Consider the following 16,148-nt stretch of genomic DNA (forward strand, 5'->3'; position numbering starts at 1 on the left):
CAGATCAAGCGCCCGTTCGAACAGCCGTGACCAGATCTGCGGGAATCACCTGACCGCCTTGCAGGGTCAGCAGAACAGCATCTTCTCCCACCTGCGCCTCGACGACCCGGTTATAGGCAGCGACGGGTTTCTCGGAAATCAGCCGGTCATTCTTGTAGCTTTCAAGCGTCGCGGTGTAGTTGCCAGCAGCCATCGGATCACCTGAGGAACTTACACCTGCCCAAGCAAACTCCGTCGCCGTTGTAGGAACAGAAACCGTGTCGACGACTGTGCCTTCATGATCACGGATCACCAGTTTGGTTGCGTCCGCGTCAGAATCCGCGCGCGAAAACAGGGTCACTGGCTGGCCGTTGAAATGAAAACCCGAGGCAGATCTGACGTCCATTCCGACCCAGCTTGCAAGGTCGTTCAGATTGACACTGCCAAGCGTGCTGGTCAGGGCGGAAAGCAGGTCATTGGTTTGAACCTGTTGTTCAACCATCGAAAACTGCGCAAGTTGCGATGCGTATTCGGTTGAGTCCATCGGCTCCAGCGGGTCCTGATTCTGGGCTTGCGCGGTCAGCATCAACAGAAACGTTTCGAAATCCGAAGTGATCGCAGAACTTCGGGACGGACCGGCAGTTTGCTGAGATGTGGCAGCCTGTGTGGCAGTGACGGGTGTGATCATCTTTCAATATCTCATATCGATGCCCCTGACCGGAGCAGGAGTTTGTGGATGTGGCGTGGCTTGCGCGAGGTGTACGTTCCGAACCAGTTCGGATTCCGGTGTGGCCTGAGCGTCGAATTCATTTGCCGGTTGATCCCGTGCACCTGAATCCGACGGAGTCCCCAGATCGATGTTCAGGTTTCCATAGCCCAGTTTCTGAAACTCCTCCGTAAGAACGGACAGGTGGCGGCGTATAAGTTCCATCGTGTCCGGGCGTTCGGTGGCGATTGTCATCTGGAGCCCGTCATCCCTACCGTTCAGCACAATGGATACACGCCCCAGTTCTTCGGGGCTTAGCGAGATTTCCATGATGCCGGTTCCCGGTCGGGTCTGAATCGTTGCCGCCAATTGCCCGGCTATAGCACGAGCAATTTCAGCACGGGCGGACGGAGAGGGCATCGCCGTGTGTTGTGCCACCTCGCGGGGGGCTTGCTGAACGGGTTCGTCTAAGGCGATGGACCCCGCGTCAACCTCCTGCGCCGGTGCCGCCTGTTCCGCTTCGATTGAGTTGAGGATCAGTTGAAGCTGCGCAACGGGTGTCGCGCGGTTTGGATTTGTCGGCTTGGGCGTGGCAGCGATTTCTGCTGTCTCGGGCGCCGCCTTTGTGCTTTCAAGGAGCGGTTCGGTTTTCACCCCGGTTGTCTGGTCCTTAGATTGGGGTGGCTGGCCCAAAACAGGCAAAGCCTCTGTGGGTTTTTGGGCAGGCACGACCTGGGTCGAAGCGGCGTGAACCTGCCTTTCGGTTGGTTGTCCGTGCACAAAGGGTTGAATGTCGGTCTGACGGGGTAAACCCGTTGACGCAACGGTTTGTTCCGGTTCTGTCGTGCCCGTTGCGGGGATATCCGCCCTAGCAGGTATAAACGGCGCGGGATGCACCGTATTCGCCGTAGGCGTTTCAAACGTTCCGACAATTTCGGTCTGCGGTGAAATGTTATCTGCCAACTCTGGTGCCCGAGGTGAAATCGCCACGACACATGCCTCAGCCGTGTTTGGCAGAATGGCCTCCACCTCAATCTCGGCAGTTTCGTCGGTGGTTTCGATAGAAGCGTCCAAAACCGTATTGTCAGTGGCGGGACTTGTTTCGTTTCCCTGTTCAAGGATGTCCTCGAAACTGCCCACCCCGGCAGCACGACCCGGTTCTTTTGCGGGCGAATTGGGTTTCGCAGTTGCTGTTGGCGCTGCGGTCGCCAGCGTTAGTGGGTTGGGCATTTTGCTCTGGCTCCGTGTGACTGATCAGAACTCTGCCCGCAGGAAGTTACGTTTATTTTAACCGCTTTCACCTTTGATCGAGAAAGTTCGAAGCATTTTCGGAGAATACCATGCAGGTTTCGACATTTCCCCAGGCGGTTCAAACGCCCTTGACCCAGACCCGACTAAAAGAAGCGGCCATCGAATTGGAGGCCGCATTCCTCAGCGAAATGATGAAGTCCGCCGGATTGGGCAAAACGCGCCAGTCCTTTGGTGGCGGGGCCGGTGAAGACCAGTTCTCTTCGTTTCTAGTTCAGCATCAGGCCCGGCAACTGGCCCGGGCTGGCGGAGTGGGCTTATCAGAAATTCTGCTGAAATCTTTGATGGAGAAAACCGATGACGTCTGAGGTCGACATGGCACTGATCAAATCTCTGGAAGAAGTTCTGGATCTGGAGCGTGCGGCGCTTGTCCAGGGTGATCTGGATCGTCTGACGCATATGGTGCCGGAAAAAGAAAAACTGATTGGCGCGATCAACGACCTTCAGGTGCTGAACAGCGATGCACTCATGCGGGTGCAGCAGAAAGTCGAACGCAATCAGGCATTGCTGAACAGTGCCGCCGACGGGATTCGGGCCGTGGCCAGCCGCATGGCCGAACTGCGGTGGGTTCGGCAGGAATTCAGCACTTACGGCGCGGATGGGCAACGAAGTGAATTTCCCGTTCGTAACACGGCAAAGCTGGAAAAGCGCGCATAGGCCTGGGTTTGATTCAAATCTGAAACTTCTGGTTCGGGCGTTTTAGCACTCCGTTAGGGGATCGGGCTCAAAAGTGATGCTGCACCTGGAAGCATCAGGTGGCGCGAACAGCCACGCGGCGCGTCGCACAAGTCAGAAAGACACCAATGCCCGCAGATACTGTGGGGTGAACATGGGCGAAAATGGCCCGAAGGCAAAAGGATAAAAGCTATGTCCAGCATTCTGACAAACAATGGCGCGATGGTTGCGCTGCAAACTCTCAAGTCGGTCAACAAGAACCTGGCAATGACCCAGAACGCGATTTCGACCGGTAAGGACGTCGCGACAGCCAAGGACAACTCGGCGGTTTGGGCGATCTCGAAAGTGATGGAATCCGACGTCAAGGGCTTCAACGCGATCAAAGACAGCCTCGCGCTGGGCGAATCGACAGTAGCTGTTGCGCGAAATGCGTCTGAAACCGTCACCGACCTGTTGACTCAGATGAAAAGCAAGATCGTCGCGGCGCAGGAAGACAACGTTGATCGCGGTAAGATCAATGACGATGTGACCGCACTGAAGGATCAGATCGCATCGGTTGTCAGCGCTGCCCAGTTCAACGGTCTGAACCTTGTTGACGGCTCGACCGGCTCTGCCTCGATCCTTGCATCGCTGGATCGTGACAACACCGGGGCGGTGACTGCGTCGTCAATCTCGGTCTCGGGGCAGAACCTGTCGACCGGTGGGTATGTCACCAAACAGGTTTTCGACGGCTCTACCGGTGCATCGACCGGCAACGACCGCGTGGGGGCAACCATTGACAATGGTGCAACGGCTGCGACGGCGTTGGTTACCGATGAATCCAGTGGCGCTTTCGCTGCCGGAGATAAGGTTGTCGTCGCCATTAACGATCAGGTTGTGTCCTATACCGTTTCTGCGGAAGATGCTGCCGCGACAACGACCGGTGACCTTGTTGCCGTCGGATTGAAATCGAAGATCGAAGAGCTTGGAATTACCGGTCTGACCGTCGATTACGACTCCGGAACTGCGGGTACGTTGTCGGTTACAAACGGCACAGGATCTGACATTTCGTTCTCGGCTCAGTTCGTGAATGCGGGTGCCGGTGGTTTGGGCGCGCTGGCAGGTATTGATGTGTCGACAGGTGCGGGGGCAACCGCTGCGTTGGCGGCCGTCGAATCGCTTATAGATACGTCGATTGATGCTTCGGCCGCCTTTGGCTCGGCGCAGGGGCGTATCGAGACCCAGAAAGAGTTCATTTCGAATCTCTCTGACTCGTTCAAATCCGGTATCGGCGCGCTGGTCGACGCTGACATGGAAGAAACCTCGGCGCGTTTGCAGGCCCTTCAGGTACAGCAGCAGCTGGCAACACAGTCGCTCTCGATTGCCAACCAGGCTCCGCAGTCGATCCTGTCGCTGTTCCGCTAATACGCAACGCGGTCCGGGGCGCGATTATCGCACCCCGGTCGTGACCACCTGACGACGGCTTTTTGGAAGGAATTCAAGTGACCCCGCAAACCCTCGCTCAATACACTTATGCGCAAGCCGCCGCGCCGACGCGAACGCCCCGTGACACTGAATATGAGGCAATTTCCAGGATTACGCGGCGTCTCAAGGCGGCTACCGCACGCAAGGCAACGGATTTCTCAGCGTTTGTTCAAGCCGTTCACGAGAACCGCCGGTTATGGGGCGTGATGGCAACAGGTGTCGCGGATTCGGCAAACGCGTTGCCAAACGATATTCGCGCCAGGATCTTCTACCTTGCCGAGTTTACGGAACTGCACAGCAGCCGCATTTTAGCGGACGGCGCATCCATCGAACCATTGCTTGAAATAAACACGGCGATTTTGCGCGGATTGCGCCAGATGAGCGCAACGTGATGAGCGGGCTGGTTCTGAAACTCGCCCCGAAGGAAAGGGTGTTGATCAATGGTGTTGTGATTGAAAACGGCGACCGCCGTGGCCGGTTTTCGATCATGACGCCGCAGGCCAATGTCCTGCGGCTGCGCGATGCGATACATCCGGATGAAGTAAATACTCCGGTGCGCCGTGTCTGCTATGCCGCACAGCTTGTTCTGTCCGGAGACATGGATCCGGCTCGGGCGCGTCAACACCTGTTGCGCAGCGTGGAAGAGCTGAGCCAGGTTTTTACAGATACAGACAGCCGTCGTGTATTGTCCGAGGCGACAGACGCGCTGGTGGCCGAGCAATACTATAAATGCCTCAAGTCACTTCGCTCGCTTCTTCCGCGCGAAGAACGGTTGATGGCCTATCAGCAATGAGCTTTCAACCGGTCATCCCCACTGGCGGGATCGTCGGCTGGCGGTTTCTGCAACGTAGTTATCAAGGTCAGTTTCAAAGTTTCTCGTCTTCGGCAGTGAATGAGAGGGAGACGAAGTATTTCCTGGACAACATTGGGAAAGTGAAGACCGCCGAACAGTTGGTTTCGAACCGCAGATTGTTGCAGGTCGCTTTGGGTGCCTTTGGGTTGGAGGCGGATGTGGACAACCGGTTCTTTATCCGGAAAATTCTGGAGGATGGAACACAGGCGGAGGACGCTTTGTCCAATCGTTTGGCGGATAAACGGTACCGGGAATTTTCGGATGCTTTCGGGTTTGGCCCGGGGGCTGTTCGAAAAACGGTGCTGGTTACCAATATGGAAAAGATAGCCCAGGCCAATCTGTCTGCGCGGTTTGAGGTTGCGGTCGGACAGTCGGATGAGACGATGCGCATTTCGCTCTATGCCCAGCGCGAGCTGTCTGATCTGGCGAAAAGCGGAAGCAGTACAGATACGAAATGGTTCGATCTTATGGGATTGCCACCACTGCGCAAAATGATGGAAACGGCGCTTGGGCTGCCACAGTCATTCGCCCAACTGGATATCGACAAACAATTGGTCGAGTTCAAAAGCCGGCTATTCCATCTGACTGGATCGGATGATCTGGCACAGTTTTCGGACCAGAAAGCAGTTGAGAAACTGACCGACACCTATCTGGCCAGAAGTCAAATCGCGGGTTTTCAGAGTACGATCTCGCCAGCGCAGACCGCTTTGATCTTGCTTGGGGCTGTGTGATCAGAAGACGCGGGGCAAAAGCCCGGGCCGCAATCAAGTATCCGACGTCTCTCGTTTAACCTGCACAAACCACATGTTAACCGTTCATAATCTCGTCGGCCGTGGTGTGCAAAGCGTAGCATACAACGGGTCGAGACACGTTGTGCAGGTTGACCGCGCCCAATGGCAAGGCGTTGGAACAGGCAGGCTCGATATCTTCGGAAACGACTATGCGATGCCCTTCGGTTTTCCCATATTCGCCCAACCGCGCGGCTATGTTGGCCGCTTGTCCAATAACCGTAAAATCAAGACGTTCACGAGAGCCCACATTGCCATAGGTGACGCGCCCATAAGCCACGCCAATCGAACAGTCGCAATGTATGCCGGTACCTGCTTTGCGCAACTCACCGAATGTTTCGACGATCTTGATTGCCGAGTGCTGTGCGTTGGCACGGGCCGCGTTGGCGTTTTCATCGGCTGCAGGGAATACCGCCAGAACAGCGTCACCAATGAATTTCAAAACTTCGCCTTCGTTTTCGTGAACGATACCCGAGACGGTTTCAAAGAACTCGTTCAAAACACTGATATACGTGCCCCGCCCCAGTTTCTCTTCGAGGCTCGTCGAGTTGCGGAGGTCACAGAACATGATTGCCGCGTCGATCTCATCCCCGTCACCGCGCCGGATCTCGCCCCCCAGAACGCGTGCGCCAGTGCGTTTTCCAACATATGTTTCCAGCAAAACCTGCGCATTCTCGCGTTGCATGAACACTTCGTAAAAGCGGGCGATCACCGAGGAGCATTCGAACACAAGGCCAAGATTCTCGGTGGTGAAGCCGTTGGGGTGGTCACAGGTCAGGGTCAGAACGTTGGTTCGCCCGTCAGAAAAGGGCAACGGCATCGCGACATAGTCGGTGGCACCCTTGGCCCGCAACTCCTCCATGATCGGGAAGCTGTTATGCGGGTTATCGTCGTTCAGCCTTTGCCGTACGCCGCCTAACCCGTTCGAGACATGGCGCAACGGGCTGTTGATGAAAGCCGGGTGATCATAGATTTCGTAGGTCGGGGCGCGGGTCAGAATCTCGTCCTGATCCTTTTCCCAGATATAGTGTTTGCCCGCGATCAGGGGGTGCAAGGACCATGCCAGAATGCTCAGCCGCTGGATGGCAATGCCGTGCTCCAGCATCTTCTCGGCCAATGCCTTGGTAAAGCTTTCGGGCGTAGTCGCGGCCGAAGCACCGCGCATCAGCCAGTCGATCAGAGGTCCGCTGATATTGCCGTCGTCCGGCTCGCGCAGGCGATTGTCGCCCAGGTCAATCCGGGTGTAGGCGCCGGACACAAACCCGATACATCCCCGGATATCCGCGCTTTCCGGCAGGGCTTGTTCATAAGCCCAGACGGAATTGGTCAAAGGCCCCGAGGCCAGTTGGATGTCGTGGTAAGTGGCGGTGCCTTTGAACGGGCAGAATGTTTGCAGGTCTGTTTCTTCGCTCAGATCCACACATACATCTGCACGGGGAACGTAAATCGTTGGCGGCAAACGCGTTTCATACATCACCTTTGCGTTTGTGCTTTCAGCCAAAAGAATGTCGTTCCGGTAAATGGCAATCCTGCCATCCAGCGGCTCAACCGAGATTCCATATCCATTCATCTGTGGCGCGGCGTGGACGTTCATAAGCGACCTCCTCTGCCTGGGGTTTGTTTAGAATGGGGTTTTCCATCTGACATTCCAAGAGGCTGCAACGGGAATTTACCGGGTGCGAGCGACGCGTCAAAACATCAGACCATTTGAATGACGTCCTTCTCGATCGACAGCATGTACCCCTTCTTGGCAATATTCTTGACCAGCAGTTCGCTAACCATCTGGTTGCCAAGCGCATCGCGCAACCGTTTGATCCGTGTTGCGCCAGCGGCTTCGTCACAATCGGCAGCATCGCGACCGGAAATCATGGCCTCGATCTGGGCGCCGGACAACACCTCGTCATCCAACCGGGATTCCGCCAGAATCGACAGGGTTTCCATGGCGGCGGGTGTCAGTTTGAAATCCATGTTGTTAAGGTAAACAGTGTTTTCTTCGCGACTGATCAGCAGAGACGTCACCTGAATGCCGGTACGTTCGATCTGCGCCATGCGCCGGTTCAACAAGACCAGCATCACCAGAAAGACCAACGCCGAGATCATCATCGCGCTGGCAAAAACCAGCAACACATAGATCACCATCCGGTAACTGGACAGGGTGTCAGCAAACGCGGTGCCCGATTGGGCCAGAATTTCAAGCAGGCGAATCTCGGTCTGTGACGTCAGATCGGCCTCGACAAACAGCCGTTCGACACGAGCGTTGAACGCATTTGCGTCCGGCAAGGTCCAGAACAGGAAAACGGCAGCGGTGATCAGAATGACGACAATGGCCGCGATGCCCAGCACAACCAGGCGGACACCCGACCGGCGTGCATCAGAAACGGAGATAGAATTGTCCGGCATTGCCTTTCCTCTGATCCAACCCTTCCGGCCCGAAAACGGACTGCACTTCAAGCAAGGTCCAACCTGATGCGCCCAGGCGCTGGGCGATTTCTGCCCGGGCCTGCCCCTTGTCGCAGTTTGTGACCTGCATGACGCCGTAATGCAAACGCAGCGGGTTGTCCTTCTTGGCTTTGTAGTCCGCATAACAATCTGCCGCTGTCGCAGCAGAACCAAGCGATAACAGGGCCGCAAAGGTCAGAGAAGAGAGGATCTGTTTCATAGGCCGCATCCTGCGCATGAGTTGTCGCGATATTCAATAACCCAAGGGGTTTGCGGCCCCTGATATCCGATAACACCGGGCCGTTATTGCTTGTCTGGGGCAGGTGTCCCCACTTTCAGGGCAATCAGCACGCGGTCCGTCATACGGTCGCACGAACATCCGAAAGGACAGGCATCATGCATAAGAAATTCATCGCTTTGATCATTGCAACCGCAGTTGCGATTACCGGTGTTTCAGCTTCTCAGGCGAAGGCGGCCGACGCAAAGGACATTCTTGGGGGGCTGGCGGCCATCGCAATTATCGGTGCCGGTGTTCATTACTATAACAAGGAAAAGAAAAAGGACCGGGCAACGCGTCAACAGACCTATTCCCATACACCATATGTGGCGCAGCCAGTGCGCCCGTTGCCGCCGCATGTGGCGCGTTACGACCTGCCCCAGCGCTGCCTGCGCACCTATGATGGGTATTCGCAGGATCATCCGCTGCTTGGGCCGAAATGCCTTGAAAAACACTACAAACATGCCAATAGCCTGCCGCAAGAGTGCAAGGTCGGTTTCTGGAATGGCAAAAAGGTCAGGCAGGCCTATGAACCTGCATGCCTGCGCCAGAAGGGATACCGCGTCGTTTATCAGTAGTTTGGGTTGAGCAGGAACGGTGCCACAGAAGTGCCGTGAGAGAGAGGGTGGTGTGGGCCGCCCTCTCTTTTTTTCTTGCGGTACTGCGCGAAACGCGGTTTTCCAAGGGCATGACAATGCCGACTTTCGAACTTGAGCAGGCGCTGCTGGACATGGGCCACATCCGTATCGCAGGTGTGGATGAGGTCGGGCGCGGCCCATTGGCCGGGCCGGTTGTGGCTGCCGCCGTGATTCTGAACCCGCAGCACTTTCCTGATGGCCTGAATGACTCAAAAAAGCTGACCGCAAAACGCCGGGCTGCGCTGGACGCTGAGATTCGAAACACTGCTGAGTTCGCGGTAGCCGAAGCTTCTGTCGCCGAAATTGATGAGGTCAATATTCTGAGGGCGTCGCACTTGGCGATGATGCGCGCGGTGGAGGCGTTGACCTCGGCACCTGATTTTGTGCTGATTGATGGCAACCTGATACCGCAGGGTCTGAGAATTCCGTCACAGGCCGTTGTGAAGGGCGATGCACGATCGGTGTCGATCGCGGCTGCTTCGATCCTGGCGAAAAACTGGCGCGATCAGGTGATGGTGGATTTAGCGCAACAGCATCCGGGTTATGGGTGGGAAACCAACGCGGGCTATCCGTCAAAACAACACAAGGAAGCGCTGCGAAATCTTGGCGTGACCCCACACCATAGGCGTTCGTTCAAACCGGTGCACAATATCTTGTATCAAGAGTAAATCGTAAGTTGCTGATTCAAAAAAGAATTTGACGGCGAATCGACTTTGACTCATCCTTGTCTCAACCAAATGAGCGCAAAAGCGCCGTGGACACTTGAGGCAGTGATATGACAACAACCACCAAAAAGGGCGCAAAAGCGCTCCCTTTAAACACGATTCTCTCCGGGGACTGCATCGATGTGATGAACAGTCTACCCGAGGCATCTGTGGATCTGATTTTTGCGGACCCGCCGTATAACCTGCAATTGAAAGGTCAGTTGCATCGTCCGGATAATTCGCAGGTCGATGCGGTGGATGATCACTGGGATCAGTTCGCAAGTTTTGGAGCGTATGACCAGTTTACGCGCGAATGGCTGAAGGCGGCGCATCGTCTGCTGAAACCCAATGGTGCGATCTGGGTGATCGGGTCTTATCACAACATTTTCCGCGTGGGGTCAGCGCTGCAGGACGCCGGATACTGGATCCTGAACGATGTCGTGTGGCGCAAGTCGAACCCGATGCCGAATTTTCGCGGCAAGCGGTTCACCAATGCGCATGAAACGATGATCTGGGCGTCCAAGCGCGAAGGCGCGAAATACACCTTCAACTATGAGGCGCTTAAAGCTCTGAACGAAGGTGTGCAGATGCGCAGCGACTGGGTACTGCCGATTTGCACCGGGCATGAGCGCCTGAAGGACGAAAACGGCGACAAGGCGCATCCGACGCAAAAACCGGAATCGCTGTTGCACCGCGTGCTGGTCGGCTCGACCAACCCCGGCGATGTGGTGCTGGACCCGTTCTTTGGTACCGGAACCACCGGGGCCGTCGCCAAGATGTTGGGGCGCGAGTTCATTGGTATCGAGCGAGAGGAAAGCTATCGCAAGGTGGCTGAAAAACGCATCGCCAAGGTCCGCAAGTTTGATCGCGAAGCTCTGGAAGTCAGCGCCAGCAAACGTGCCGAGCCACGCGTGCCATTCGGTCAGCTGGTCGAGCGCGGAATGTTGCGCCCGGGTGAAGAGCTCTATTCCATGAACCAACGTCACAAGGCGAAGGTGCGTGCGGACGGAACGCTGGTGGGTGACAATGTCAAAGGGTCAATCCATCAGGTCGGCGCGCATCTGGAAAACGCACCGTCCTGCAACGGCTGGACATACTGGTGCTTCAAACGGGACGGCAAGACCGTACCGATTGACATCCTGCGGCAACAGATCCGCGCAGAAATGCACAATTGAATTCACGAACACCGCCGGTGCCTGTGGCCTGACACATGGCACTATGCCTTGCCCCGCCGATCAATCGGCGGGGTCTTTTGTTTTGCCTTCAACAGTGATTGCATAAGACTGCCAAGCCTCCGCAAGAAAGACCACGGCCATGACCGAGACGACCGCACAGCCCCGCCGAAGCCTGTTTTTCACCCAGCCCGATGCGTTTGATCTGGACAACAAATATACCGAGGCTGCGTTGGAACGGCACAAGCGCGAGGGTCTGGAACTGGCTGTGCGTGCGCGATGGGTGGCGATGGCGCTGACTGCGGTGCTGCTCATTTTTCTGAACCCGCAATGGGAGGTGCTTTGGTATCACTTCATTCTGCTGCTGATCTGCGGCAACGGGTGGTTGATCCGCCGTGCAGGTCGTGTCGGGCAATCGCGGGGCGAGTTGTTTTTGATTTTCGTCGACCTGCTGATCATGACGCTCGGGATGATCGTGCCCAATCCCTTCAGCGATGATGTCAGGCCATTGGCCATGCAATACCGGTTCGACAACTTTCAGTACTTCTTCGTCATTCTGGCCGCAGGCACGTTGGCTTATTCCTGGCGGACCGTGATCGCCATCGGAACCTGGACGGCGATGATGTGGACGATCGGTTGGATCGTTGCGTCGTGGGTCGCAACGCCTATTCCGGGGATCAGCGAAAAAGTTGCAGCCGCCCTGCAAGGCTACCCAGATGTTGCCGAGCTTCTGGATCCGAACAGTTTCATGGCGCCTCAGCGCATCCAGCAGGTGATCGTGTTCATGATGGTGGCCGTGACTTTGGGCATTTCGATGCAGCGGCTGAACCGGCTATTAATGAGCAACGCAGGGCTGGAACGGGAACGGGCCAACCTGTCACGCTATTTCTCGCCCAACGTGGTAGAGGAGCTGAGCCAGAATGACGAGCCGCTGAAACGGGTCCGAAAAGAGAATGTGGCCGTTCTGTTCATCGACATCGTCGGGTTTACAAAATACGCGGCCGGGCGTGACCCCTATGATGTGATCGAAGTGCTGCGAGGCTTTCACGCCCGCATGGAAACCGAGGTTTTTCGCCACCACGGAACCCTGGACAAGTATCTGGGGGATGGTCTGATGGCGACCTTTGGCACCCCGGTGCCTACACCGCTGGACGCAAGCAATGCGCTGGGATGCGCACGCGCGATGGTCGGCGTGATTGATCGATGGAACCTGGACCGCCGCCGGACGGGAGAGCCGGAAATCCGCGTCGGGATTGGGGTGCATTATGGCTCGGTCGTATTGGGCGACATTGGTGCGAACCGGCTTGAATTTGCTGTCATCGGGAATGCCGTCAACGTCGCAGCCAAGCTCGAGGCGCTGACGCGTGATTTGCAGGCGCGTATCGTGGTCAGTGATGCCGTGCGCGTGCGGATTGCAGAGGAAAACCAGTCTGCGTCGGTCGCCATGACTGGTTTTGCAGAGCTTACCGATCAATCCGTGCGCGGCGTGGAAACACCGATGGATATCTGGGTGATGAAAGGCTGAGGACCGTACACCCCACCAGAACAGCACCCTAAGCGCCGAGCCTGATGGGCAGGGCTGCGCATCGGTTACGCATCAGGTACCGGGTTCAGGGCCTTGTTATAGGCGTGCCAATCGGTGATCTCGGGGTAGTACTGGCGTCGCCATTCCCGGACCCGCGGGTTCATGACCCGCCGCCACAGCGGTGGGATCATCGCAGCCACAGTCATGACGGGATAGCCAAAGGGCAGTTGCGGTGCCTTTTCGGGCGTGTGGTGTTGAAGCAGCGGAAACCGGCGGTTTGGTTTGTAGTGGTGATCCGAATGGCGTTGCAGATTGATCAGCAACCAGTTTGAAGCCTTCTGTGATGCGTTCCAGGAATGCCTGGGCAGGACGTGTTCATACCGCCCGTCCCCCAGATGTTTCCGGGTCAGGCCGTAATGTTCCACGTAGTTGACCAATTCCAGCTGCCAGATCGCGACACCGGCCTGCAACAGAAAAAGGGCCAGACCTGACCAGCCTCCGATCAGCGACGCCAGTGCCAGCATCCCCAATTGCAACGCCCAGTAACGCCAGAACGGGTTGGAGCGGTCGGTCCAGGGTCGGTCCTTGCGGGCCAGTTTTCCGCGTTCGGCGATGAAGGCCGAGACCAGACTTTGCCGCAACACCCTAGGGTAAAAGCGGTGAAACCCTTCGTTGTATCGCGCCGTCACCGGATCGCGTGGCGTTCCTACATAACGGTGATGGACCAGCAGATGCTCGGACCGGAAATGAGAATAAAGCACCATTGCAAGAAGGATATCGCCCAGCCAGCGTTCCCAACGGCTTTTCTGATGCATCAGCTCGTGGCTGTAATTGATACCGACCGTACCCGAGATAACACCCATGCCAAAGAACAGGCCGATTTTCTCAGGCGTCGAAAGCTGGCTGCCGCGGCTCGCGTACCAGATCAGGCCAAACAGGGTAAGGAACTGAAGGGGTGCCCAAAGCTTGGTCAGCAGGATGTACCGTTGCAGATCGCCGTCCGGCGTCTCGGGGTCCGCATTTTCCACGTTGAGCCCGGTGATCCGGTCCAGCACGGCAAAGACCCACCAGGTCGAGATCGGGATCAGCAAAACCCACCATCCGCCCGCGAAAGCAGTGAACCAGATCAGCGGGATCAACAGCAGGGACACCCAGAAGGGTGATGCTGATTGCCAGCGTGCCAACGAGACTGTTGCGTTCATCTCTGGTGCTCCTGCTAGATGGGAACAGCCTAGCCGCGAGGCCAAGGAATGCACAGCGGTCTTATTGTCCTTTCCACAGATCATAGGCTTTGCGCATCACCGTGGGCAGGTCGCTGGGTTGGAAGCTGTGCTTTCCCACTGCGATCAAGTGTTCGGGAACATCCTGACCGGTGGTTTCCGCGGCCCAGATTCTTAAAATCAGATGAAAATGCGTAAAGGTGTGGCGCACCTCGCCCGGCACCATTTTCCAATCTGCCGCAAGCGGGGGGTGCTCGACCGGATCGTCAGCCCACTCCGATCCGGGCCAGCCCAGCATTCCGCCCAGCAGACCTTTGTCCGGTCGGCGCTCCAGCAGCATGGCCCCATCTGACATGCGCACAATATAAACGTGACCGCGACGGGTGGGTTTGGGCTTTTTCGGTGTTTTTCGGGGAAGATCAGCCTGTGTTCCCGCGATCCGCGCTTTGCATGGTTCGCGCAGCGGGCAAATGCCACATGCCGGGGATTTCGGCGTGCATATCGTGGCCCCCAAATCCATGACCGCCTGCGCGTAATCACCGGGCCGAGTAGAAGGTGTCAGCGCTGAGGCTTTTTCCTTCAGCAGGGGTTTCGAGCCGGGCAGCGGCGCGTGGATGTCGTAAAATCGGGCCATGACGCGTTCGACATTGCCATCCAGAACCGTTTCAGGCTGATCGAAGGCGATGGCCGAGATTGCCGCAGCTGTATAAGGGCCGATGCCGGGTAGCGTCAGCAGCGCATCATATGTATCGGGGAACTGACTATTGTGATCCCGTGTCACAGCGCGGGCGCATTTCAAGAGGTTGCGCGCACGCGCGTAATAGCCAAGACCGGCCCATTCCCCCATGACCTGATCATCCGGCGCGGCGGCCAGCGCCTGAACCGTAGGCCAACGTGTCACGAAGCGCAGAAAGTAATCCCGCACCGCTGCTACAGTCGTCTGTTGCAACATCACTTCGGATAACCAGACCCGATAAGGGTCAAGGCGTACCCCGGCGGCGCGCTCTGCCGGTCCCGTGCGCCATGGCATGGCGCGAGCGTTGTGGTCATACCACTCCAGAAGCGCAGCGCTGACGGTGAATTCAAAGGAATCACGCAAGTTTTATTCGTCTCCCTGTCAGGTTTCGCTGGCACCCGGTGTTCTGCCTATTACAATAGCGGCGCAGGAGTTGGAAACCAGATGCAACGCAGACGTTCGTCAACCCGCGGGTTCAAGCGCACCGCGTCTTTGCTGAATGACCAGATCAGACGCGCCGGGGAAAGCCGGGGCTTTGCTGTGTCACGTCTGTTGACCCATTGGGCCGAGATCGTGGGTCAGGATACCGCCGCCATCGCGCGCCCAGTCAGTGTCGGCTATGGCAAAGGCGGTTTTGGCGCGACCCTGACCGTTCTGACCACAGGCCCGCAGGCCCCGATGCTGGAAATGCAGAAGGAACAGCTGCGTGGTAAAGTGAACGCGGTTTACGGTTACAATGCCATTAGCCGTGTCCGGATCACCCAGACCGCTCCGACCGGATTTGCCGAAGGGCAGGCCAGTTTCGACCATAGACCGAAGCAAGCAAAACCCGAGATTGCACCTGAAATTGCTGCCGAGGCAGACAAAGTGTCACGCAGTGTAAATGATGAAGATTTGCGCGCGGCCCTTGAACGTCTTGGGCGCAACGTTTTATCCAAACAGAAACGCTGAGAAAGGGCTGAGAATGAGCCGTATTGCAACCGTAATCTGTGCGGCCGTCGCCGTGGCCGCAGGCGGCTATTGGGTGTCGCTGTCAAATTCCAACACAAGTTTTCCGCTGGTCAGCGCCGCCGAGGCGCAAGAGGCGGACCTGGATACATCCACCATCATTGACATGGTTCAGGGCGCCGAGGGCGCGCCTGTCGAAATCATCGAATACGCATCCTACACCTGCCCGCATTGCGCGAATTTCCACAAGAGCGCGTATAAACAGCTCAAGAAGGATTTCATTGACACCGGCAAGGTCAAGTTCACCTATCGTGAGGTCTATTTTGATCGCTATGGTCTGTGGGCGTCAATGGTGGCCCGCTGCGCCGGTCCCGAGAAATTCTTTGGCATCACTGATCTGATTTACGAAGGTCAGGCAGAATGGACGCGCGCAGGAGGCCCGGCCGAGATCGTCGATGAACTGCGCAAGATCGGTCGTCTGGCAGGTATCGATGGCGACCAGCTTGAGGCCTGTTTGCAGGATGGCACCAAAGCGCGGACATTGGCCGCGTGGTATCAGGAAAACGCTGAACGCGATGGAATTCAGGCAACCCCGTCCTTCATCGTGAACGGCAAGAAAGTCGACAATCAGTCCTACGCGGATTTCAAAAAGCTGATCGAAGCAGAGCTCGGCAGCTGACCCGCCCCCGGCTGACCCCGCCGGAGGCCAGCCTGAG

Annotated in this window: 19 protein-coding genes; 12 read left to right on the top strand and 7 right to left on the bottom strand. The window is 56.8% G+C overall.

The features are described 5' to 3' along the window. Nucleotides 1-4: 4 nt before the first annotated feature. Both ACR0BK_RS13360 and ACR0BK_RS13365 read right to left on the bottom strand, forming a co-directional pair. Nucleotides 5-667: a flagellar hook capping FlgD N-terminal domain-containing protein gene (locus ACR0BK_RS13360; RefSeq protein ID WP_480555005.1), complete on the bottom strand. Its 663-nt coding sequence runs from the start codon at nucleotides 665-667 to the stop codon at nucleotides 5-7. 3 nt (nucleotides 668-670) lie between these two features. Next, nucleotides 671-1,915 (bottom strand): flagellar hook-length control protein FliK, encoded by a 1,245-nt coding sequence (locus tag ACR0BK_RS13365; RefSeq protein WP_480555007.1) that lies wholly within the window; start codon nucleotides 1,913-1,915, stop codon nucleotides 671-673. A 110-nt stretch (nucleotides 1,916-2,025) separates the two neighbouring features. Here ACR0BK_RS13365 and ACR0BK_RS13370 point away from each other — a divergent pair, with 110 nt between their 5' ends. The 6 genes from ACR0BK_RS13370 (at nucleotide 2,026) to ACR0BK_RS13395 (ending at nucleotide 5,716) form a co-directional block, all read left to right on the top strand. Beyond that, a complete protein-coding gene (locus ACR0BK_RS13370) occupies nucleotides 2,026-2,301 on the top strand; it encodes a rod-binding protein (protein WP_480517891.1) in 276 nt (91 codons plus the stop codon). After that, the gene (locus ACR0BK_RS13375) at nucleotides 2,291-2,650 is read left to right on the top strand and encodes a flagellar biosynthesis protein FlgN (protein WP_480555009.1); all 360 of its coding nucleotides are present in this window, start codon (nucleotides 2,291-2,293) and stop codon (nucleotides 2,648-2,650) included. Before ACR0BK_RS13370 ends, ACR0BK_RS13375 begins: the two co-directional genes overlap by 11 nt. Before the next feature lie 210 nt (nucleotides 2,651-2,860). Continuing rightward, nucleotides 2,861-4,072 carry a flagellin N-terminal helical domain-containing protein gene (locus ACR0BK_RS13380; protein ID WP_209505009.1) on the top strand — a complete coding sequence of 404 codons (1,212 nt, stop codon included), beginning with the start codon at nucleotides 2,861-2,863 and terminating at the stop codon, nucleotides 4,070-4,072. A gap of 77 nt (nucleotides 4,073-4,149) precedes the next feature. Beyond that, the gene (flaF, locus tag ACR0BK_RS13385; protein ID WP_480555010.1) at nucleotides 4,150-4,524 is read left to right on the top strand and encodes a flagellar biosynthesis regulator FlaF; all 375 of its coding nucleotides are present in this window, start codon (nucleotides 4,150-4,152) and stop codon (nucleotides 4,522-4,524) included. Next, entirely contained in the window at nucleotides 4,524-4,925 is a 402-nt protein-coding gene (gene flbT, locus ACR0BK_RS13390; RefSeq protein ID WP_267366588.1) for a flagellar biosynthesis repressor FlbT, read from the top strand. The genes flaF and flbT overlap by 1 nt, the downstream gene beginning before the upstream one ends. Beyond that, entirely contained in the window at nucleotides 4,922-5,716 is a 795-nt protein-coding gene (locus ACR0BK_RS13395; protein ID WP_480555011.1) for a DUF1217 domain-containing protein, read from the top strand. Before flbT ends, ACR0BK_RS13395 begins: the two co-directional genes overlap by 4 nt. Nucleotides 5,717-5,792: 76 nt before the next feature. Here ACR0BK_RS13395 and ACR0BK_RS13400 read toward each other — a convergent pair whose 3' ends face one another. From ACR0BK_RS13400 to ACR0BK_RS13410, 3 genes are all read right to left on the bottom strand, one after another. Beyond that, nucleotides 5,793-7,367 carry a DUF427 domain-containing protein gene (locus tag ACR0BK_RS13400; RefSeq protein ID WP_480555012.1) on the bottom strand — a complete coding sequence of 525 codons (1,575 nt, stop codon included), beginning with the start codon at nucleotides 7,365-7,367 and terminating at the stop codon, nucleotides 5,793-5,795. A gap of 104 nt (nucleotides 7,368-7,471) precedes the next feature. Then, a complete protein-coding gene (locus ACR0BK_RS13405; protein ID WP_267365085.1) occupies nucleotides 7,472-8,173 on the bottom strand; it encodes a winged helix-turn-helix domain-containing protein in 702 nt (233 codons plus the stop codon). Beyond that, nucleotides 8,145-8,432 carry a hypothetical protein gene (locus tag ACR0BK_RS13410; protein ID WP_480517881.1) on the bottom strand — a complete coding sequence of 96 codons (288 nt, stop codon included), beginning with the start codon at nucleotides 8,430-8,432 and terminating at the stop codon, nucleotides 8,145-8,147. The genes ACR0BK_RS13405 and ACR0BK_RS13410 overlap by 29 nt, the downstream gene beginning before the upstream one ends. A 176-nt stretch (nucleotides 8,433-8,608) precedes the next feature. Between ACR0BK_RS13410 and ACR0BK_RS13415 the strand changes: the two genes are divergently transcribed. The 4 genes from ACR0BK_RS13415 (at nucleotide 8,609) to ACR0BK_RS13430 (ending at nucleotide 12,528) form a co-directional block, all read left to right on the top strand. Further along, nucleotides 8,609-9,067 carry a hypothetical protein gene (locus ACR0BK_RS13415; RefSeq protein ID WP_480517879.1) on the top strand — a complete coding sequence of 153 codons (459 nt, stop codon included), beginning with the start codon at nucleotides 8,609-8,611 and terminating at the stop codon, nucleotides 9,065-9,067. A 110-nt stretch (nucleotides 9,068-9,177) separates the two neighbouring features. Next, on the top strand, nucleotides 9,178-9,795 hold the full coding sequence (locus ACR0BK_RS13420) for a ribonuclease HII (protein ID WP_480555014.1): 618 nt from the start codon (nucleotides 9,178-9,180) through the stop codon (nucleotides 9,793-9,795). 107 nt (nucleotides 9,796-9,902) lie between these two features. Further along, nucleotides 9,903-11,006: a site-specific DNA-methyltransferase gene (locus ACR0BK_RS13425; protein ID WP_209505001.1), complete on the top strand. Its 1,104-nt coding sequence runs from the start codon at nucleotides 9,903-9,905 to the stop codon at nucleotides 11,004-11,006. Nucleotides 11,007-11,145: 139 nt separating this feature from the next. Further along, nucleotides 11,146-12,528: an adenylate/guanylate cyclase domain-containing protein gene (locus tag ACR0BK_RS13430; RefSeq protein WP_480555015.1), complete on the top strand. Its 1,383-nt coding sequence runs from the start codon at nucleotides 11,146-11,148 to the stop codon at nucleotides 12,526-12,528. A gap of 65 nt (nucleotides 12,529-12,593) precedes the next feature. Here ACR0BK_RS13430 and ACR0BK_RS13435 read toward each other — a convergent pair whose 3' ends face one another. Together ACR0BK_RS13435 and mutY are read right to left on the bottom strand one after the other, a co-directional pair. Then, nucleotides 12,594-13,730: an alkane 1-monooxygenase gene (locus ACR0BK_RS13435; RefSeq protein WP_480555016.1), complete on the bottom strand. Its 1,137-nt coding sequence runs from the start codon at nucleotides 13,728-13,730 to the stop codon at nucleotides 12,594-12,596. Between the two features lie 61 nt (nucleotides 13,731-13,791). Next, nucleotides 13,792-14,847 (bottom strand): A/G-specific adenine glycosylase, encoded by a 1,056-nt coding sequence (gene mutY, locus ACR0BK_RS13440; RefSeq protein WP_480555018.1) that lies wholly within the window; start codon nucleotides 14,845-14,847, stop codon nucleotides 13,792-13,794. Between the two features lie 81 nt (nucleotides 14,848-14,928). Here mutY and ACR0BK_RS13445 point away from each other — a divergent pair, with 81 nt between their 5' ends. Together ACR0BK_RS13445 and ACR0BK_RS13450 are read left to right on the top strand one after the other, a co-directional pair. After that, entirely contained in the window at nucleotides 14,929-15,435 is a 507-nt protein-coding gene (locus ACR0BK_RS13445; protein WP_209504997.1) for a DUF721 domain-containing protein, read from the top strand. A 13-nt stretch (nucleotides 15,436-15,448) separates the two neighbouring features. Next, complete coding sequence (locus ACR0BK_RS13450) at nucleotides 15,449-16,111, top strand: DsbA family protein (protein ID WP_267365070.1); 663 nt, start codon at nucleotides 15,449-15,451, stop codon at nucleotides 16,109-16,111. Nucleotides 16,112-16,148: the final 37 nt, after the last annotated feature.

The sequence above is a fragment of the Ruegeria sp. AF1 genome (assembly GCF_056542125.1).